Annotated in this window: 15 protein-coding genes and 5 tRNA genes; 1 reads left to right on the forward strand and 19 read right to left on the reverse strand. The window is 63.6% G+C overall.

Translation table 11 applies throughout. From position 1 onward, the window contains the following. Positions 1-762 carry an ABC transporter permease gene (locus AC1DX2_RS24950; protein WP_477199144.1) on the forward strand — a complete coding sequence of 254 codons (762 nt, stop codon included), beginning with the start codon at positions 1-3 and terminating at the stop codon, positions 760-762. Positions 763-870: 108 nt separating this feature from the next. Here AC1DX2_RS24950 and AC1DX2_RS24955 read toward each other — a convergent pair. The 19 genes from AC1DX2_RS24955 to AC1DX2_RS25045 all read right to left on the reverse strand — a co-directional run bounded on the left by AC1DX2_RS24955 (position 871) and on the right by AC1DX2_RS25045 (position 20574). Next, positions 871-946, reverse strand: a tRNA-Phe gene (locus AC1DX2_RS24955). Positions 947-1022: 76 nt separating this feature from the next. Beyond that, positions 1023-1697 (reverse strand): response regulator, encoded by a 675-nt coding sequence (locus tag AC1DX2_RS24960; protein WP_477199145.1) that lies wholly within the window; start codon positions 1695-1697, stop codon positions 1023-1025. A 61-nt stretch (positions 1698-1758) separates the two neighbouring features. After that, entirely contained in the window at positions 1759-4047 is a 2289-nt protein-coding gene (locus tag AC1DX2_RS24965) for a sensor histidine kinase (protein WP_477199146.1), read from the reverse strand. Next, positions 4044-4670, reverse strand: coding sequence for a DUF4390 domain-containing protein (locus AC1DX2_RS24970; RefSeq protein ID WP_477199147.1), 627 nt, complete (start codon positions 4668-4670; stop codon positions 4044-4046). The genes AC1DX2_RS24965 and AC1DX2_RS24970 overlap by 4 nt, the downstream gene beginning before the upstream one ends. Beyond that, on the reverse strand, positions 4627-5973 hold the full coding sequence (gene rsmB / locus AC1DX2_RS24975) for a 16S rRNA (cytosine(967)-C(5))-methyltransferase RsmB (protein WP_477199148.1): 1347 nt from the start codon (positions 5971-5973) through the stop codon (positions 4627-4629). The genes AC1DX2_RS24970 and rsmB overlap by 44 nt, the downstream gene beginning before the upstream one ends. 5 nt (positions 5974-5978) lie before the next feature. Continuing rightward, positions 5979-6530: a LemA family protein gene (locus AC1DX2_RS24980; RefSeq protein ID WP_477199149.1), complete on the reverse strand. Its 552-nt coding sequence runs from the start codon at positions 6528-6530 to the stop codon at positions 5979-5981. Positions 6531-6618: 88 nt separating this feature from the next. After that, positions 6619-10839 carry a DNA-directed RNA polymerase subunit beta' gene (gene rpoC / locus AC1DX2_RS24985; RefSeq protein WP_477199150.1) on the reverse strand — a complete coding sequence of 1407 codons (4221 nt, stop codon included), beginning with the start codon at positions 10837-10839 and terminating at the stop codon, positions 6619-6621. Positions 10840-10871: 32 nt separating this feature from the next. Beyond that, complete coding sequence (rpoB, locus tag AC1DX2_RS24990) at positions 10872-14984, reverse strand: DNA-directed RNA polymerase subunit beta (RefSeq protein WP_477199151.1); 4113 nt, start codon at positions 14982-14984, stop codon at positions 10872-10874. A 264-nt stretch (positions 14985-15248) separates the two neighbouring features. Further along, complete coding sequence (gene rplL, locus AC1DX2_RS24995; RefSeq protein WP_477199152.1) at positions 15249-15623, reverse strand: 50S ribosomal protein L7/L12; 375 nt, start codon at positions 15621-15623, stop codon at positions 15249-15251. Between the two features lie 90 nt (positions 15624-15713). Next, positions 15714-16235 (reverse strand): 50S ribosomal protein L10, encoded by a 522-nt coding sequence (rplJ, locus tag AC1DX2_RS25000; protein WP_477199153.1) that lies wholly within the window; start codon positions 16233-16235, stop codon positions 15714-15716. 270 nt (positions 16236-16505) lie between these two features. Then, complete coding sequence (rplA, locus tag AC1DX2_RS25005; protein WP_477199154.1) at positions 16506-17201, reverse strand: 50S ribosomal protein L1; 696 nt, start codon at positions 17199-17201, stop codon at positions 16506-16508. A 1-nt stretch (position 17202) separates the two neighbouring features. Continuing rightward, a complete protein-coding gene (gene rplK / locus AC1DX2_RS25010) occupies positions 17203-17634 on the reverse strand; it encodes a 50S ribosomal protein L11 (protein WP_340280453.1) in 432 nt (143 codons plus the stop codon). A gap of 143 nt (positions 17635-17777) precedes the next feature. Beyond that, positions 17778-18371, reverse strand: coding sequence for a transcription termination/antitermination protein NusG (gene nusG, locus AC1DX2_RS25015; RefSeq protein WP_477199155.1), 594 nt, complete (start codon positions 18369-18371; stop codon positions 17778-17780). Further along, entirely contained in the window at positions 18371-18754 is a 384-nt protein-coding gene (secE, locus tag AC1DX2_RS25020; protein ID WP_477199156.1) for a preprotein translocase subunit SecE, read from the reverse strand. Before secE ends, nusG begins: the two co-directional genes overlap by 1 nt. Before the next feature lie 107 nt (positions 18755-18861). Then, positions 18862-18937 (reverse strand) — tRNA-Trp (locus tag AC1DX2_RS25025). A gap of 45 nt (positions 18938-18982) precedes the next feature. After that, positions 18983-20173 carry an elongation factor Tu gene (gene tuf, locus AC1DX2_RS25030; RefSeq protein WP_477199157.1) on the reverse strand — a complete coding sequence of 397 codons (1191 nt, stop codon included), beginning with the start codon at positions 20171-20173 and terminating at the stop codon, positions 18983-18985. A gap of 88 nt (positions 20174-20261) precedes the next feature. Next, positions 20262-20336: transfer RNA gene (locus AC1DX2_RS25035), tRNA-Thr, on the reverse strand. A 44-nt stretch (positions 20337-20380) separates the two neighbouring features. Next, positions 20381-20454, reverse strand: a tRNA-Gly gene (locus AC1DX2_RS25040). A gap of 34 nt (positions 20455-20488) precedes the next feature. After that, positions 20489-20574 (reverse strand) — tRNA-Tyr (locus tag AC1DX2_RS25045). Positions 20575-20632 lie beyond the last annotated feature (58 nt).

The raw sequence follows: 20632 nt of genomic DNA on the forward strand, positions 1-20632 counted from the left end.
GTGCGCACCCGCTCGTACCGGCTCTGGGGTGTGCTGCTGCTGGTGCTCTTGCTGGTGCTTTGGCAGGTGTCCGCGCTGTGCTGCGTATCGAGCACCAACTGGCCGCCGGTGACTGACATCCTGCGCGCGCTCGCGACCGGGCTGGGTAGCGGTGAGCTGGCCCAGGTGTTCGCATCCACGCTGTGGCGGATGGCGGCCGGCTTCACCATCGGATCGGTCCTGGGGGTGCTGCTCGGCATCGCAATGGCGACATTCCCGCTCGTGAACGCCGCGCTGCGCTCCCTGGTGGAGCTGCTGCGCCCCATACCCATGCCGGCCATCGTGCCGCCGCTTATCCTGCTGCTGGGCATCGATCACGCGATGAAGGTGTTCGTGGTGTCGTTCGCCTGCTTCTTCCCGGTGCTGGTCAACACCATTGGCGGCGTGCGTGCGGTGGACCCGACCGCCCTGGACGTCGCGCGCACGTTCCAGGTGGGGCGCCTGCGCACGTTGGCGCAGGTGGTGTTGCCGGCCGGCCTGCCGTTCATCCTGGCGGGACTGCGCACCAGTTTGGCACTGGCGCTCATCGTGAGCGTCGTCGCCGAGATGATCGCCGGCTCCGAGGGCATCGGCTACTACATCATGACCATGCAATATGCCATGCGACCGAACGACATGTACGCCGCCATCTTCCTGCTTGCGGCAGTGGGCTATGGCATGAACCTCGCGCTGCTCGCGGTCGAGCGCCGGCTGCTGCACTGGTGGCAGCGAGGGGAAGGCTGAGTGTGTAACGACTTGGGATTCAACGACACCGCTTGAGCCGCTCTTTCGAGCTAAGTCCTTGATGCACAAGGACTTTGAACTAACTTGGGGTCGTTTGAGAAAGAAAGATGGTGGCCTGGGGCGGAATCGAACCACCGACACAAGGATTTTCAATCCTCTGCTCTACCGACTGAGCTACCGGGCCTGAGCCTTCAATTATAACCAGAAAAAAGCCGCCTTCCGGCGGCGCGCGTCAGCGGCCAAAAAAGGGCCGCCGCCCCTCACCCCGCGCGCTTGCCGCGCGTCAGGTCCACGCCCAATTGCTTCAGCTTGCGGTACAGGTGGGTGCGCTCCAGGCCGGTCTTTTCGGCCACCCGGGTCATGGAGCCGTTTTCCTTCGCCAGGTGGTACTCGAAGTAGGCTTTTTCGAACTCGTCGCGCGCCTCGCGCAGCGGCTTGTCCAGCGTGAAGTTCTGGCGCGACTGCGGGCCGCTGTCCATGTTGGCCACCAGCATGGGGCTGGTGGTGGTGGCCACGCTCACCGCGTGCTCCATGGCATGCGGCAGCGGCGGCGGCACGGGCTTGCGCGTGTTGCCGCGCGCCAGGCCCTGCTCCACCGCCTTCAGCAGCTTTTGCAGCGTGATGGGTTTTTCCAGAAAGGCCAGCGCGCCGATCTTGGTGGCTTCCACCGCGGTGTCTATGGTGGCGTGGCCGCTCATCATGATGACCGGCATGGTCAGCGCGCCGGTGGTGGACCATTCCTTCAACAGCGTCACGCCGTCGGTGTCGGGCATCCAGATGTCCAGCAGCACCAGGTCGGGCCTGTCGCGCAGGCGGGCGGCGCGCGCCTGCGCGGCGTTCTCGGCCACTTCCACGTTATGGCCTTCGTCATTCAGGATTTCCCACAGCAAATCGCGAATGCCCAGTTCGTCGTCCACTACCAGAATATTTGCCATGATGTGATGCGCGCTGTCCCTTGGTGACTAAGGCAAAGCCGGCGGCCCGCTGTTGTTGAATTCAGGCGGGCGCGGTTTCGTCAATAGCGAATGATAACGATACTTGGGCGCCCCGGAGCTCGCCGTCCACCACCCGGTTGACGATATCTACCCGGGTGCCATGGTCGTCGGCAATTTTCTTCACCACCGCCAGCCCCAGGCCGGTGCCTTTGGCCTTGGTGGTGACGTAGGGCTCAAAGGCCCGTTTCAGGATGCTGTCGGGGAAGCCGGTGCCATTGTCGACCACGCTCAGGCGCACCCGTTTCAGGGTTTCCAGCCACTGCGTCTTGATGGTGACGCTGTGCTCGCCCTCGCGGGCGGCAGTTTCGGTGGCGTCCTGGGCATTTTGTAACAGGTTGTGAACCACCTGGCGCAGCTGGTGCGAATCGCCCAGGATCAGCGGGCAGCGGCTGTCCAGTTCCAGCCGCAGCGGCACCGTGTCGCCGCCGCCATAGAGCTGCATCACCTCGGCCACCAGCAGGTTCAGGTCCAGCGGTTTCAGCTCGGCCGCCGGCAGGCGGGCGTAGTCGCGGAATTCGTTGACCAGGCGCTTCATGGCGTCCACCTGGTCGATGATGGTCTTGACGGACTTGGTCAGCAGCGCCTGCTCGGTGCCCCCCAGCTTGCCGGTCAGCTTCAGCTCCAGCCGTTCGGCCGACAGTTGGATGGGGGTCAGCGGGTTCTTGATCTCGTGCGCCAGCCGACGCGCCACCTCGCCCCAGGCCTGCACGCGCTGGGCCGAGACGATTTCGGAGATGTCGTCAAACACCAGCAACCGGTTGGCACCCGGTAACTCGGCGCCGCGCGCCACCAGCGTGATGGCGCCGCTCGAGGGGCCGGGCGTCTGGCGCGGCGCGGCGGCATCCAGTTCGAAGGACTGCTGCCAGTGGTCCAGCCCGTGCTCATGGTGGGTGCCCAGGAAGATGTTGAAGTGCGACTGCACGCTGCGCGCGAACTCCTGCAGGCCGTCAATGTCGGCCAGGTTTTTGCCCTCGCTGGCGGCCATGGGCACGCGCAGGATGCGGGTGGCGCCGGGGTTGGACGACTGGATCACGCCCTGCGCGTCCAGCACGATCACGCCGGCCGTCAGGTTATCCAGGATGGTCTGCAGGTTGGCCCGGGCAGCGCTGACCTGCTCCATGCTGGTCTCCACCGCGCGGCGCGCGTCGGCCAGTTGGCTGGTCATGTTGGCGAAGGCGCGCGTCAGCCCACCCAGCTCATCCTTGCCCTGCAGCGCGGCCTTGGGCGTCAGATCGCCGGCGGCCACCTGGCTGACGCCATCGGCCAGCAACAGCAGTGGTCGGGCGATCTGGTTGCCCAACAGCACGGCCAGCAGCACGGCGCCGAACACCGCCAGGAACAGGCACAACGTCAACGTGCCCAGGTACATGCGCTTGAGGCCTTCGCGCGCCAGTTGCCGCTCGCTGTAGCCGACCAGCGCCTGGCGCACCGCCAGTTCGTTGGTCACCAGCGTGGCCGACAGCGACTGCGTCACCAGCACAAAGCGCGATTCGCCCAGCTGGCCTATGCCCACATTGGGCACCAGCACCAGCGCCTTGATGCGGCCGTTGTCCGGGTTGTCCGGGCGCGCGGTGTCGTCAAACCCCTCGGCCCAGGTGTCGTACCGATTGACGCGGGCGGCGCGAAAGCGGCTGGCGCTGGGGTGTTCGGCATTGAGCAGCTGGAACTGCGACTGCCCCGCCACCGCCAGCACCTGGCCCGAGGAGCCGAACAGCGTGACGTCGCGCACGCCCAACTGATCCCGCAAGCGCTCCAGCGCCAGCCCGGCGGTGAGGCTGGGCGCATCGCCCAGTTGCACGGCGGCGGCGCGCGTGCGGTTGGCCAGGTCGGTCTGCAAGGTTTCCAGCGTCACCTGGCCCAGCCGCAGGCTGGCATCCAGCGCACCTTCCACCTTGACGTCGAACCAGCTGTCGATCGAGCGCGAGACGAAGTTGTACGACACCACGTACACCACCATGACGGGCGCGAAGCCCGCCAGCGCGAAGATGGCCGCCAGCTTGACCAGCAGCCGGCTGCCAAAGCGCCCCTGACGGAAGCGCACCGCCAGGCGCACGCCTATCCAGCCGGTGGAGATCAGCAAGACCACCAGAGCGGCAACATTCAGACCCAGCAGCCATTTGTAGTTGCTGACGTAGGTCTGGTGGTTGTCGGTGGCCTGCGTCAGCAGCAGCAACAGCACCAGCGACATGCCCACCATGCTGGCCGCCCCCAGGCCCACCGTCCAGCGCAGTGCGCGCGAATTCTGCAACGAGAACCAACTCAGCGGCCGGCCAGGGTCGGCGACGCTCATTTGCCGCCCTCAGGCAGCAGGCGCTGGGTGGCGGTGGCGGAAATGTTCCAGTCCGACTGGCCCAGCACCCCGATCTGGAAGGGCAGGGCCAGTTGCGACTGGTCGAGGTAGAACTTGAACTCCACCCGGTGCTTCTGCTCCGGGTCCAGCTCGGACACGTCGCCAATGCGCCAGCGCGAAAACCGCTGCACCGCGGCCATGGCCTCGGCCAGGCTGTCAAACCCACGCGAATTGCCCAGGCCGTTGCCGATGATGGGGCCGTCGGACACGCGCAGCCCCCAGCGCCGGGTGGTGGGGTTGTAGGTCAGCCGGAAGTGCCGCTGGGCCGAGATCACGGTCTTGTCGGTCCAGTACCAACGCTCGCGCTGCACCTGGGCCTCGGCGACGAAGAACAGCGTGGCGCCGCTGTTCAGCGCGCTTTCCAGCGCATTGCGCAACTCGAACTTGGCGAAGCCGCTCAAATACACGCCGTCGGGTGAACGCTCGACGCGAAACTGCTCGATCTCTACCGGTTCAGCCCGCGCCAAGGCCGGCCACAGCGCGGCCATCAGGCAGGCGCACAGCAGCCATACAGCCCGTTCAAACTGTATTTTTCTCCAGCAGCGCGTAAAAGAAACCGTCATGATCACTGCTTGGATTGTCCGGGACTGCGCCAGAGTTCAAGGTTGAAATAGGCAATAAATGCCCTGGCGACGCCAGCAAAGATGCCCCAGTGTTGTGCGCAACAAACGTTTGCACTTGCTGCTCGCCCTCGGCACGGAACACCGAGCATGTGCAGTACAAAAGCCGCCCGCCAGGCTTCAACAGCGGCCACAGCGCGGCCAGCATCCGGGCCTGCAAAACGGCCAGCTGCGCGATATCGGATTCGCGCCGCAGCCAACGAACATCCGGATGGCGCCGAACGATGCCCGAAGCCGTGCAGGGTGCGTCCAGCAGGATGGCGTCGAACAAGCGGCCGTCCCACCAGCCGGCCGGCTCGGCGGCATCGGCCACGCAGACCTGGGCCTTCAGGTTCAGCCGCTGCAGGGTCTGGCGCAGGCGCTCGGCGCGCTGGGCGTCCACCTCGAGCGCGGTGACGTCATGGTCGCCCAGCTCCAGCAAGTGGGCGGTCTTGCCGCCCGGGGCGGCGCAGGCGTCCAGCACGCGCAGTGGTGCCCTGTTTGCCACGTCATCTGCCAGGCCATCCAGCAGCAAGGGGGCGGCCAGCTGGGCCGCGGCATCCTGCACCGACACCATGCCTTGGGCAAAGCCCGGCAGCGCCGTCACCGGCACCGCCTGCGCCAGCGTGATGCCGTAGGCGCCATTGGCCACGCCGGACAAACCCACGTCGGCCAGGCGGGTCAGGTAGCCGGCCACGCTGGACTGGCGAACATTGACGCGCAGCGTCATCGGTGCGCGCCGGTTGTTGGCCTGCACGATCTGCTGCCACTGGGCCGGGTGGTCGGCCTTCAGCCGCTTGATCCACCACTCCGGGTGGTTCCAGCGCGCCACCGGGTTGTCGTCGGTGGCCTGCACCTGCGCGTCGCGCTCACGCAGGAACCGGCGCAGGCAGGCGTTGATGAAGCCGGATTGGGCCCGCAGCGCCGGCGTGCGTTTGGCCGCCTCCACCGCCTGGTCCACCAGGGTGAAGGGCTCATACGGCGCATCCTCGGGCTGCCAGGCCAGCGCCAGTGCGCTGCACAGCAGGGCGTCGGGCAAGGGCGCCGGTGCGCGCGGCGCCAGCCGCTTGCGCAAGGCCTCGGCCCGGCCCAGCGTGCGCAACACCTGGAACAGCAGCGCCTGCACGCCGGCTCGCAACTCGGCGGGCACCGGCTCCAGCGCGGTGCTGCTGGAGCTGCCAGCTCGCACCGCCGCCACCGCCTGCGCCACCTGTTGCAACTGCCGCCATAGTGGCGGCCCGCTGGCGGGGGCGGTGGGCGCGTTCATCGCGCTCATTTCGGCAGGGGGCCCACAGGGCGGGCCGGTTTGAAGGAAAACAGCCAGGCCAGCAGCACGGCCGGAAACTGGGCCACCGCCTCGTTGTAGGCGGTCACCTTGTCGTCAAATTCGCGCATGGCCGGCACCAGCTGTGCGTCGATGGCCTCCCACTGCGCCAGCAGCGTCTGCGGCAGCAGCTCGCCCGCCAGGTCGGGCGCGGCCGCCTGCATGCGCTGCCAACTCTGGCGCAGCGTGTGCAGGGCGGTGTGCAACGGCTCCATGGCGCTGGCGTCCAGCGGTCGGGTGCGCAGCAGGTTCAGCGAGGCCTCGAACTGCTGGCTGGCGCCGCCCAGGCCCAGCCACAGTTGGTGGGTGGCCGGCGCACCGCCTTGCAAAGCCTCGGGCAGTTGCGCCTGCACCAGGGCAATGCAGCGCTGCAACTGCAGGTCCATGGGCGCGAAGGCGCCAATGGCCTGCGAGCGCATCTTCACCAGCCGGTTGTAGGCACCCAGCGCCCAGAACACCAGCACGGCCAGGCCGCCCCAGATCAAAAAAGAAGTCTTCATGGCATGTGCTCAAGCGCGCGCGCCAAAAAAAACGCCCCCGCCCTGGAGACCAGGAGCAAGGGCGTTTTTTGGGGTTCGCGCAATGCGCTTACTCGCCGGTGGCTCCCGCGTCGACGGCGTCGGCAGAGACCTCGCCGCCTGCCAGTTCAGCCGCTTCGGCGTCAGCAATGGCGCGGCGCTCGGCGTCGTCCATGCTCTCGCGCACCTTGCGTGCCTGGTGGTAGGCCAGGCCGGTGCCCGCCGGAATCAGGCGGCCGACGATGACGTTTTCCTTCAGGCCACGCAGCTCATCGCGCTTGCCCATGATGGCGGCTTCGGTCAGCACGCGCGTGGTCTCCTGGAAGGAGGCGGCGCTGATGAAGCTGTCGGTGGACAACGAGGCCTTGGTGATACCCAGCAGCAGGTTGCTGAAGGTGGCCGGCGTCTTGCCGTCGGCGCGCAGCGCGTCGTTGGTGTTGAGCATCTCGGAACGCTCCACCTGTTCACCGGCGATGTAGTTGGAGTCACCCACGTTCTCCACCACCACGCGGCGCAGCATCTGGCGCACGATCACTTCAATGTGCTTGTCGTTGATCTTCACGCCCTGCAAGCGGTACACGTCCTGCACCTCGTCGACGATGTAGCGGGCCAGCTCTTCCATGCCCAGCAGGCGCAGGATGTCCTGCGGGTCGGCCGGGCCGTCCACCACGCTTTCGCCCTTGTTGACCACCTGGCCTTCGTGCACCAGGATGTTCTTTTCCTTCGGGATCAGGTCTTCCCAGACCTTGCCTTCCGGATCGGTGATCTGCATGCGAATCTTGCCCTTGGTTTCCTTGCCGAAGGACACCGTGCCGGTCATTTCGGCCAGCACGCCCTTGTCCTTGGGCGAACGGGCTTCGAACAGCTCGGCCACTCGCGGCAGACCGCCGGTGATGTCGCGCGTCTTCTGGCCTTCGACCGGGATACGGGCCAGCACTTCGCCGGGGCCCACGTCCTGACCGTCGCGCACCTGAATCAGCGCGCCGATGGAGAAGCCAATCGTCACCGAGTGGTCGGTGCCGGGGATCTTCACCTCGTTGCCGGAGGCATCGATCAGCTTCACCTGCGGGCGCACCACCTTGGCGGAGCCGCGGCGTTTCGGGTCGATCACCACCAGCGTGGACAGGCCGGTCACTTCGTCGACCTGCTTGGCCACCGTCAGGCCCTCTTCCACGTTCTCGAACTGCGTCTTGCCGGCGAATTCGGTGATGATGGGGCGCGTCAGCGGATCCCAGTTGGCCAGGATGGTGCCGGCCTTGACCTGCTGGTCGGGCTTGACCGTCAACACGGCGCCGTACGGCACCTTGTGGCGCTCGCGCTCGCGGCCGTGCTCGTCGTGGATGATGATTTCGCCGGAGCGGGCGATCACCACCAGTTCCTTCTTGCTGCTGGTCACATAGCGCATCGTGGCGTTGAAGCCGATGATGCCGTTGGACTTGGCTTCCACGCTGGAGGCGATGGCGGCGCGCGAGGCGGCACCACCGATGTGGAAGGTACGCATGGTCAGCTGCGTGCCGGGTTCACCGATGGACTGCGCGGCAATCACGCCCACAGCCTCACCGCCGTTGACCAGGCCGCCACGGCCCAGGTCACGGCCATAGCACTTGGCGCAGATGCCGAAGCGGGTGGCGCAGGTCAGCGCCGTGCGCACCTTGACCTCGTCCACGCCTTGCGCTTCCATCATCTCGATGACGTCTTCGTCCAGCATGTCGCCGGCCTTGGCCAGCACCGAGCGGTTTTCCGGGTGCACCACGTCCTCAGCCGCAACACGGCCCAGCACGCGGTCAGCCAGCGACTCGATCACTTCGCCGCCCTCGACGATGGCGCGCATCAGCGAACCGTCCGAGGTGCCGCAATCTTCTTCCGTCACCACCAGATCCTGCGTCACGTCCACCAGACGGCGCGTCAGGTAACCGGAGTTGGCCGTCTTCAGCGCGGTATCGGCCAAGCCTTTACGCGCACCGTGGGTGGAGATGAAGTACTGCAGCACGTTCAGCCCTTCGCGGAAATTCGCGGTGATGGGCGTCTCGATGATGGAGCCGTCAGGCTTGGCCATCAGGCCGCGCATACCGGCCAGCTGGCGGATCTGCGCTGCGGAACCGCGGGCGCCGGAGTCGGCCATCATGTAGATGGAGTTGAAAGACTCCTGGTCCACTTCATTGCCGTGACGGTCGATGGTCTTTTCCTTGGCCAGCTGGGCCATCATGACCTTGGACACTTCGTCGCCGGCCTTGCCCCAGATGTCCACCACCTTGTTGTAGCGCTCACCGGCGGTCACCAGACCCGAGGTGTACTGCTGGCCGATTTCCTTCACTTCCTTCTCGGCGCGCTCGATGATGCCGTGCTTTTCCTTCGGCACTAGCATGTCGTCGATACAGATCGAGATGCCGGCCTTGGTCGCCAGGCGGAAGCCGTTTTGCAACAGCTTGTCGGCGAACACCACGGTCTCTTTCAAGCCGCACTTGCGGAACGAGGCGTTGATCAGCTTGGAGATTTCCTTCTTCTTCAGCGCCTTGTTGATGTTGCTGAAAGGCAGGCCCTTGGGCAGGATTTCCGACAGCAGTGCGCGGCCGGCCGTGGTTTGCACCAGCTTGGTGGCCGACTCGAACTCGCCGGTTTCCTTGTTCTTGGTGTACTCGGTCAGGCGCACGTTGATCTTGGCGGTCAACTCCACCTCGCCGGCGTCCAGCGCGCGCTGCACTTCACCGGTGTCGGAGAAGATCAGGCCTTCGCCCTTGCCGTTGATGCGCTCGCGGGTCGTGTAGTACAGGCCCAGCACCACGTCCTGCGAAGGCACGATGGAGGGGTCGCCGTTGGAGGGGAACAGCACGTTGTTGGAGGCCAGCATCAGCGTGCGGGCTTCCATCTGCGCTTCCACCGACAACGGCACGTGCACGGCCATCTGGTCGCCGTCGAAGTCGGCGTTGAAGGCGGCGCACACCAGCGGGTGCAGCTGGATGGCCTTGCCTTCGATCAGGATGGGCTCGAACGCCTGGATGCCCAAACGGTGCAGCGTGGGCGCACGGTTCAGCATCACCGGGTGTTCCTTGATGACCTCTTCCAGGATGTCCCACACCACCGGCGTGCCGGATTCGACTTCCTTCTTCGCCGCCTTGATGGTGGTGGCGATGCCCATGGCTTCCAGGCGGGCGAAGATGAAGGGCTTGAACAGCTCCAGGGCCATCAGCTTGGGCAGGCCGCACTGGTGCAGCTTCAGCGTCGGGCCCACCACGATGACCGAACGGCCCGAGTAGTCGACGCGCTTGCCCAGCAAGTTCTGGCGGAAGCGGCCGCTCTTGCCCTTGATCATGTCGGCCAGGGATTTGAGCGCGCGCTTGTTGGCGCCCGTCATGGCCTTGCCACGGCGGCCGTTGTCCAGCAGCGAATCGACAGCTTCTTGCAGCATGCGCTTTTCGTTGCGGGCGATGATTTCCGGTGCCTTCAGTTCCAGCAGACGGCGCAGGCGGCTGTTGCGGTTGATGACGCGGCGGTACAGGTCGTTCAGGTCCGAGGTGGCGAAGCGGCCGCCGTCCAGCGGCACCAGCGGACGCAGATCCGGCGGCAGCACGGGCAGCACGTCCAGCACCATCCACTCGGGCTTGATGCCGGATTTCTTGAAGGCTTCCAGCACCTTCAGGCGCTTGGCGTTCTTCTTGATCTTCAGCTCGGAGCCGGTCAGGTCATTGCGCAGCTTCTCGATGGAGCCGTCGATGTCAATGGCTTGCAGCAGGTCCTTGATGCCTTCGGCGCCCATCTTGGCGACGAACTCGTCGCCGTATTCCTTGATCTTGGCGTCGTAGTCGTCCTCGGACATGATGCTGAACTTCTTCAGCGGCGTCATGCCGGGGTCGGTCACCACATAGGCTTCGAAGTACAGCACGCGTTCGATGTCACGCAGCGTCATGTCCAGCACCAGGCCCAAGCGCGACGGCAGGGACTTCAGGAACCAGATGTGCGCGCAGGGCGCGGCCAGGTCGATGTGACCCATGCGCTCGCGGCGCACCTTGGTCTGGGTGACTTCAACGCCGCACTTCTCGCAGATCACGCCACGGTGCTTCAGGCGCTTGTACTTGCCGCACAGGCACTCGTAGTCCTTGATGGGGCCGAAGATCTTGGCGCAGAACAGGCCGTCACGCTCGGGCTTGAAGGTCCGGTAGTTGATGGTCTCGGGCTTCTTCACTTCGCCGAACGACCAAGAACGGATTTTCTCGGGCGACGCCATGCCGATGCGAATGGCATCGAAGTGCTCGTCCGGCGTGAACTGCTTGAACAGGTCGAGTAATGATTTCATTTGATTTCCTTAATCGGTTTCACGCTGACTGATTAGCTGCGCTCGAGTTCAATGTCGATGCCCAAGGAGCGGATTTCCTTGACCAGCACATTGAACGATTCCGGCATGCCGGCTTCGATCGAGTGTTCGCCCTTGACGATGTTCTCGTAGACCTTGGTGCGGCCTTGCACGTCGTCGGACTTCACCGTCAGCATTTCCTGCAGCGTGTAGGAAGCGCCGTAGGCTTCCAGCGCCCACACTTCCATCTCGCCGAAACGCTGGCCGCCGAACTGTGCCTTGCCGCCCAGGGGCTGCTGCGTCACCAGGCTGTACGGGCCGGTGGAGCGTGCGTGCATCTTGTCGTCCACCAAGTGGTGCAGCTTCAGCACGTGCATGTAGCCAATCGTGGTCGGGCGCTCGAAAGCGTCGCCACTGCGGCCGTCAAACAGGTTGGCCTGGGTGCGCGTCGCCGTCAGGCCCTTGGCCTTGGCGATGTCATCCGGGTAGGCCAGCTTCAGCATGCCGCGGATTTCTTCTTCCGAAGCGCCGTCAAACACCGGTGTGGCGAAGGTGGCACCCTTGGCCACGTTGGCGGCCATTTCCAGCACCTCGTCGTCGCTGAGCTTGGACAGGTCTTCCTTGCGGCCCGAGCCGTTGTACAGCTGGTCCATGAACTTGCGCAGCTCGGCCACCTTGGCTTCGGCTTGCAGCATGTCGCCAATGCGCAGGCCAATGCCCTTGCCGGCCCAGCCCAAGTGCACTTCCAGCACCTGGCCCACGTTCATGCGCGAAGGCACGCCCAGCGGGTTCAGCACGATGTCGCACGGCGTGCCGTCGGCCATGTAGGGCATGTCTTCGACCGGAACGATCTTGGACACCACACCCTTGTTGCCGTGGCGGCCGGCCATCTTGTCGCCGGGTTGCAGGCGGCGCTTGACGGCCAGGTAGACCTTGACCATCTTCAACACGCCAGCCGGCAGCTCGTCGCCCTGCGTCAGCTTCTTGCGCTTTTCTTCAAACGCCAGGTCGAAGCTGTGGCGCGTCTGCTCCAGCGAGTTCTTGATGCTTTCCAGTTGCGAGGCCACTTCCTCGTCGGCCGGGCGGATGTCGAACCAGTGGAATTTCTCCACCGAGGCCAGGTAGGCCTTGTCGATCTTGCTGCCCTTGGCCAGCTTTTGCGGGCCGCCGTTGGCGGTCTTGCCGGTCAGCAGCTTCTCGATACGGTCGAAAGCGTCGGCTTCGACGATGCGCAGCTGGTCGTTCAGGTCCAGGCGGAAGCGCTTCAGTTCATCGTCGATGATCTGCTGGGCGCGGCGGTCACGCTGGATGCCTTCGCGGGTGAACACCTGCACGTCGATGACGGTGCCTTGCGAGCCCTGGTCAACACGCAGCGAGGTGTCCTTCACGTCGCTGGCCTTTTCGCCGAAGATGGCGCGCAGCAACTTTTCTTCCGGCGTCAGCGTGGTCTCGCCCTTGGGCGTGACCTTGCCCACCAGCGTGTCGCCGGGCATGACTTCGGCACCCACGTAGATGATGCCAGACTCGTCCAGGCGGTTCAGCTGCTGTTCGCTCAGGTTGGGGATGTCGCGGGTGATTTCTTCCGCGCCCAGCTTGGTGTCGCGCGCCATCACCACCAGTTCCTCGATGTGGATGGAGGTGTAGCGGTCATCGGCCACCACGCGCTCGCTGATCAGGATCGAGTCTTCGAAGTTGTAGCCGTTCCAGGGCATGAAAGCCACCAGCATGTTCTGGCCCAGCGCCAGCTCACCCAGGTCGGTGGAGGCGCCATCGGCGATCACGTCACCCTTGGCCAGCACATCGCCCTTCTTGACGATGGGGCGCTGGTGGATGTTGGTGTTCTGGTTGGAACGCTGGTACTTGATCAGGTTGTAGATGTCCACACCCACTTCACCGGCCACGGCCTCGGCGTCGTGCACGCGGATCACGATGCGGGTTGCGTCCACATAGTCCACCACGCCGCCACGGGTGGCGGTGACCACGGTGCCGGAGTCGACCGCGGAAACGCGCTCGATGCCGGTGCCGACGAAGGCCTTTTCCGGGCGCAGCACAGGCACGGCCTGGCGCTGCATGTTGGCGCCCATCAAGGCGCGGTTGGCGTCATCGTGCTCCAGGAACGGCACCAGGGACGCCGCCACCGACACGATCTGCGCCGGCGACACGTCCATGTACTGCACGCGCTCGGCGCCCACCAGGATGGATTCACCCTTTTCGCGCGCCGACACCAGGTCGCCGGTCAGCTTGTTGTCCTTGTCCAGCAGCGCATTGGCCTGCGCGATCACGTACTTGCCTTCCTCGATGGCGGACAGGTAGTCGATCTCGTTGGTGACCTTGCTGTCTGCCACGCGGCGGTACGGCGTCTCGATGAAGCCGTATTCGTTCAGGCGCGCATACAGGGCCAACGAGTTGATCAGGCCGATGTTCGGGCCTTCCGGCGTCTCGATCGGGCACACGCGGCCGTAGTGGGTGACGTGCACGTCGCGCACTTCAAAGCCGGCACGCTCACGCGTCAAACCGCCCGGGCCAAGGGCCGACACGCGGCGCTTGTGGGTGATTTCGGACAGCGGGTTGGTCTGGTCCATGAACTGCGACAGCTGCGAGGCGCCGAAGAACTCTTTCAACGCCGCCGAGATCGGCTTGCTGTTGATCAGGTCGTGCGGCATCAGCGGCTCTTGCTCGGCCTGGCCCAGACGCTCCTTGACGGCCTTCTCAATCCGCGCCAGACCGGCACGGTACTGGTTCTCGGCCAGTTCACCGACGCAACGCACGCGGCGGTTGCCCAGGTGGTCGATGTCGTCGACTTCGCCGCGGCCGTTGCGCAGGTCCACCAGGATCTTGACCACGGACAGGATGTCCTCATTGGTCAGCACCATCGGGCCGGTGGCCTCGTTGCGGCCCATCTTGGCGTTGAACTTCATGCGGCCAACGCGCGACAGGTCATACGTGTCGGGGTTGTAGAACAGGCGCTGGAACAGCGCTTGCACGGCGTCTTCGGTCGGCGGCTCGCCGGGGCGCATCATGCGGTAGATGGCCACGCGGGCGGCGAATTCGTCCACCGTTTCGTCGCTGCGCAGGGTCTGCGAGATGTAGGCGCCCTGGTCCAGCTCGTTGGTGTAGATGCACTGCAGCTCTTGCACACCGGCCGTGCGCAGCTTCTTCAGCAGCGCTTCGGTCAGCTCGTCGTTGGCCTTGGCGATGATCTCGCCGGTGTCGGCGTCGACGATGTTGCGTGCCACCACGCGGCCGACCAGGAAGTCTTCCGGCACGCTGATGTGGGTGGTTTGCGTCTGCTCCAGGTCACGCGTGTGACGGGCGGTGACGCGCTTGTCCTTGGCGACGATGACCTTGCCGCTCTTGTCGGTGATGTCAAAGCGGGCCACTTCGCCACGCAGGCGCTCGGCGACGAATTCCATCTGCGCGCCGCTGTCCATCAGGCGGAAATTGTCGTTGACGAAGAAGTTCGCCAGGATGGACTCGGGGTTCAGGCCGATGGCCTTCAGCAGGATGGTGACCGGCATCTTGCGACGGCGGTCGACGCGGAAGTACAGGATGTCCTTGGGGTCGAACTCGAAGTCCAGCCAGGAGCCGCGGTAGGGGATGATGCGGGCCGAGAACAGCAGTTTGCCCGAGCTGTGGGTCTTGCCCTTGTCGTGCTCGAAAAACACGCCCGGCGAGCGGTGCAGCTGCGAGACGATGACGCGCTCGGTGCCGTTGATGATGAACGAGCCCTTGGTGGTCATCAGGGGCACTTCGCCCATGTAGACTTCCTGCTCCTTCACTTCCTTGACCACCTTGTTTTGCGACGTGGAGGACTCACGGTCGTAAATGATCAGTTGCACCTTGGCGCGCACGGCCGAGGCGAAAGTCAGGCCGCGGGTCTGGCACTCGCGCACATCGAAGGCGGGCTTGGCCAGGTTGTACTCGAGGTACTTCATCTCGACAAAACCATTGTGCGAGACGATGGGGAAAGCGGCGTCGAACGCGGCCTGCAGACCCTCGGTGGTGCGTTTCTTCGGAGCTACGTCGGCTTGCAGGAACGCCGTGTAGGCGTCTTTTTGCATCTGCAGCAGGTAGGGGATTTCGAGCACGCTGTCGCGGTTGCCGAAACTTTTGCGAATGCGTTTGCGTTCGGTGTATGAGTAAGCCATGAGGTCTCCGGGCAAAGGCTAAGGAATCCTGGGGGGTCCTAGGCGACTGACGTGTTGAGCCACACTCAACAGGCTTGGTGGTTGGCCACTACCAACCATTGGCGGACGATTGCGCGTTGCACGCAATCCGTACCAAGTCGTCTTCTGCAGTCGAGTCAGAAGACACTAAAAAAACACGTCGCTGACGGGGCTTTTTAGTGCGCTCTTACAAGCGCCAAAGGCTGGGGGCCCTTTCGAGCACCCCAGCCTTGGACAAAGGGGAACTTACTTGAGTTCGACCTTGGCGCCGGCTTCTTCCAGCTTCTTCTTGGCGGCGTCGGCGTCAGCCTTGGCCAGACCTTCCTTGACGTTCTTCGGAGCGCCGTCCACCAGGTCCTTGGCTTCTTTCAAGCCCAGGCCGGTGATTTCTCGCACGGCCTTGATGACCTGCACCTTGTTGGCGCCGGCTTCCAGCAGCACAACGTTGAATTCGGTCTTCTCTTCCGCAGCAGCGGCAACAGCGCCACCAGCAGCAGCGGGGGCGGCCATGGCGGCAGCGCTCACGCCAAACTTCTCTTCAATGGCCTTCACCAGGTCATTGAGTTCCAGGACCGTCATGCTGTCCAGAGCGGTCAAAAATGCGTCTTTATCGAATGCCATTTTGAATTTCCTTCAATCAGTTGGGGGCGGTTCGTCGAATTACGAAGCCTGTCCCGCCAGGTTTTGTCTTACAAGTGCGCTGCTGCCAGATCAGGCGGCAACGGCTTCTTCGGTCACGGCTGCGCCAGCGCCCTTTTTGTCCGCCAGTGCGGCCAGCACACGTGCTGTACGCGAAATGGGGGACTGCATCAGGCCCAGCAATTGCGCCAGCAACACTTCCTTGGAAGGAATGTTGGCCAATTGCTTCACACCGGCGACGTCCAGGGCTTTGCCACCGAAGGCGCCGCCGCGAATCACCAACTTGTCGTTGGTCTTCGCGAAATCGGCCACCACCTTGGCGGCGGCCACAGCGTCAACGGAGAAGCCATAGATCAGCGGGCCGGTCATCTGGTCAGCTGCCACTTCAAACGCGCTGCCAGCAACCGCGCGACGAGCCAGGGTGTTCTTCAGAACACTCAGGTTCACGCCTTGCGCGCGGGCGTTGGAACGCAGCTTGGTCATGTCAGCCACCGTGATGCCGCGGTACTCCGCCATCACCAGCGTTTGAGCTTTTGCGGCGAGGCTGGTCACGTCGGTGATGACCGCTTCTTTCTCACTGCGATTCAGACTCAAGGTCTACTCCTTTTGAATGTGCCTTCGGGCCAAAGCCCTCAGACACGCCACATTGCAGCGACCAACTGTTTTCAGGAAACTCTCACATTCCATCTGCAGCGGGATCGCCATCTGCGTTGGCCTGGCGCCGGGGATTTTTCAACCCCCATTGCCGTCGATTAAGCGCCTTGCGGCACACCAACGGTCTTGGATGGCCCACCGGAATCTTGCAACCCCGGCGGCCCACCACATCGGGCCACCCTTGCGAGGCGGCCCAAATCACTCACGCGATCACGCCGAGATGGATTGGACGTCCACACGGACACCCACACCCATCGTGGACGAAACCGCCACTTTCCTCAGGTACACACCCTTGCTGGAGGCCGGCTTGGCCTTGGTCAAGGCTTCCATCAACGCAGCCAGGTTGCCCTTGAGCTTGTCGGCGTCGAACGAACGGCGACCGATCGTGCCGTGCACGATACCGGCCTTGTCGACGCGGAACTGCACCTGGCCAGCCTTGGCGTTCTTGACGGCGGTTGCCACGTCCGGCGTGACCGTGCCCACCTTGGGGTTGGGCATCAAACCGCGCGGGCCCAGGATCTGGCCCAGCGTACCCACCACACGCATGGCGTCCGGCGCGGCAATCACGACGTCGAAAGGCATGTCACCGGCCTTGACCATCGCGGCCAGGTCGTCCATGCCCACGATGTCGGCGCCAGCGGCCTTGGCTTCTTCAGCCTTGGCGCCTTGGGCGAACACCGCCACGCGCTTGGTCTTGCCGGTGCCATGGGGCAGCACCACGGCGCCACGCACCACCTGGTCCGACTTCTTGGCGTCGATGCCCAGTTGTACGGCCACGTCGATGGACTCATCGAACTTGGCGGTGGCGTATTCCTTGACGATGCTCAGGGCATCAGCCAGCGGGTACAGCTTGTTGCTGTCGATCTTGCCCTGTTGGGTCTTTTGTTTTTTGGTCAGCTGGGTCATGTCACACGCCCTCCACAGTCACACCCATGGAACGGGCGGAACCGGCAATGGTACGAACGGCGGCGTCCAGATCGGCAGCCGTCATGTCCTTCATCTTGGTCTTGGCGATTTCTTCCAGCTGCGCGCGCGTGATCTTGCCGACCTTGTCGCTGTGCGGCTTGGCCGAACCCTTGTCCAGCTTGATGGACTTCTTGATCAAGGTGGTCGCCGGGGGCGTCTTGATGATGAAGGTGAAGCTCTTGTCCGCATAGGCGGTGATCACCACCGGCAGCGGCAGACCCGGCTCAACGCCTTGCGTCTGGGCGTTGAACGCCTTGCAGAACTCCATGATGTTCAAACCGCGCTGACCCAATGCGGGGCCAATCGGCGGCGACGGATTGGCTTTACCAGCTGGCACTTGCAGCTTGACAAAACCGACGATTTTTTTCGCCATGCTTTTTCTCCTTACGGGTGATAGCGCTGCGGCCTAGGCCAGAGCTCCCCGAGGGTTGACGACTCTTTTTAACCAAACATCCGCGCCGAGTCGGGAAAAGCGCGGAATCACAAAACTTGCAAGCTCCCGGTGGAGCCAGACCATCAGGTCTTTTCGATCTGGGAGAACTCCAGCTCGACAGGGGTGGAGCGGCCAAAAATGGTCACAGCCACACGCACCTTGCTCTTTTCGTAGTTGACCTCTTCCACCGAACCATTGAAGTCGGTGAACGGGCCGTCCTTGACGCGCACATACTCGCCCACCTCGAACTCCACCTTGTGGCGCGGCTTTTCGGTGCCTTCCTGCATCTGGTTGACGATCTTCATCACCTCGGCCTCGGAAATCGGGGCCGGGCGGTTCTTGGCGCCGCCCACGAAGCCGGTCACCTTGTTGGTGTGTTTCACCAGGTGCCAGGTGTCGTCTTCCATCACCATTTCCACCAGCACATAGCCGGGGAAGAACTTGCGCTCGGTGGTGCGCTTCTGGCCGTTCTTGATTTCCACCACTTCTTCGGTGGGCACCAGGATGCGGCCGAACTTGCCTTCCATGCCCGAGCGGTTGATGCGCTCGCGCAGGTTGCGCTCCACAGCCTTTTCCATGCCGGAATAGGCATGCACCACATACCAGTGCAGGTTGGGGTTGACGGGGGCCGCTGCGGCCGGGACGTCACCTTCAGGGGTTTCGACGGTATCGGTCATTATTTCTTCCACCCCAAAATCAAGTCGTAGAACAGCCATTCCAGCGTCTTGTCCGAGGCCCACAGGAACAGCGCCATCAACACGACGAAGCCGAACACATACAGCGTCATCTGTATGGCTTCTTTGCGCGCCGGCCACACGACCTTGCGCACCTCGCGCCAGGAGTCACGGCCAAAGGCGAACAACTCCTTGCCCGGCTCGGAGGTGAAAAACACCACCACGGCAACCACCAGGGCCGCCAGCAGGGCACCCCACTGCGCCAGTTGGCCCTGCTTGCTCAGCAGGTAAAACGCCGCCAGACCGGCAACGACCAAAGCCGCCGCCAGGGCGAGCTTGGCTTTGTCAGCGCCGGTGCTGACGGTTTGAACTTGCGACGTGGCCATGTGTTACTACAATCTCGCGCTTTTTTGATGCTTACCAACACACCACCCTTGAGACGCTGAAGCCCGCCGGTTGCGCGGCGGGCTTTTTGTGGGCTCAGCGCCTCAGGTGGCAGGGGCAGTAGGAATCGAACCTACAACCTTCGGTTTTGGAGACCGACGCTCTGCCAATTGAGCTATACCCCTACTAAACCAAAATACCTCTAATCAGCCGGGGGAAAACCAATCGCCTTACGCGATGATCTTGGCCACCACACCGGCGCCCACGGTCTTGCCGCCTTCGCGGATGGCGAAGCGCAGGCCTTCTTCCATGGCGATGGGGTTGATCAGCTTGACCGTGATGGTCACGTTGTCACCAGGCATGACCATTTCCTTGCCTTCGGGCARCTCGATGGCACCGGTCACGTCCGTSGTGCGGAAGTAGAACTGCGGGCGGTAGTTGTTGAAGAAGGGCGTGTGGCGACCGCCTTCGTCCTTGCTCAACACGTAGATTTCGCTGGTGAAGTGCGTGTGCGGCTTGATGGAGCCGGGCTTGCACAGCACTTGGCCGCGCTCGACTTCTTCACGCTTGGTGCCGCGCAGCAAGATGCCGACGTTGTCGCCAGCCTGGCCYTGGTCCAGCAGCTTGCGGAACATTTCCACGCCGGTGCAGGTGGTCTTGGCGGTGGCCTTGATGCCGACGATTTCGATTTCTTCGCCGACTTTGATGATGCCGCGCTCAACCCGACCGGTCACGACGGTGCCGCGCCCAGAGATGGAGAACACGTCTTCGACGGGCATCAGGAAGGCACCGTCCACTGCGCGCTCGGGCAGGGGGATGTAGCTGTCCAGTGCTTCGGCCAGCTTCAGGATGGCGCCTTCGCCCAGGTCACCCTTGTCGCCTTCCATGGCGAGTTTGGCGGAGCCGTGGATGATGGGGGTCTTGTCGCCGGGGAAGTCGTACTTGTCCAGCAGTTCGCGCACTTCCATTTCGACCAGCTCGAGCAGTTCGGCGTCGTCGACCATGTCGCACTTGTTCAGGAACACGATGATGTAGGGCACGCCGACCTGACGGGCCAGCAGGATGTGCTCGCGGGTCTGGGGCATGGGGCCGTCGGCGGCGGAGACAACCAGCACGGCGCCGTCCATCTGGGCGGCACCGGTGATCATGTTTTTCACATAGTCAGCGTGGCCGGGGCAGTCGACGTGGGCGTAGTGACGGTTGGCCGTCTCATACTCGACGTGGGCGGTGTTGATCGTGATGCCGCGGGCTTTTTCTTCCGGGGCGGCGTCGATCTGGTCGTAGGCCTTGGCTTGGCCGCCGAACTTGGCTGCCAGCACGGTGGTGATGGCTGCGGTCAGCGTGGTCTTGCCGTGGTCAACGTGACCGATGGTGCCGACGTTGACGTGCGGCTTGGTCCGCTCGAATTTCTCTTTACCCATTTCAATTCTCCAACAGGATGCGAAAAGACTCTATGCACTACAACCCGATTCGCGGGGTGCCGGGGCTACTGCCCAGCACACCCGGAATTGGTGCCCATTGCGGGAATCGGACCCGCGACCTCTCCCTTACCAAGGGAGTGCTCTACCACTGAGCCAAATGGGCTATTAACCTAACTGTCTACCGATAACCAAGCGCCAACTGATTTGTGGAGCGGGAGACGGGAATCGAACCCGCGTCATTAGCTTGGAAGGCTAGGGTTCTACCATTGAACTACTCCCGCAGTTCACCTTCGCTCTACAAATCAACCTCCGCGTTGGTGGAGAGGGCTGGATTCGAACCAGCGTACTCGTAAGAGGGCAGATTTACAGTCTGCTGCCATTAACCACTCGGCCACCTCTCCTTCGGAGAACCACGGATTATGCCATGGTTTTATGACCTTGGACAAATCTTGCGAGAAC

The sequence above is a fragment of the Hylemonella sp. P2_B10 genome, from assembly GCF_056404875.1.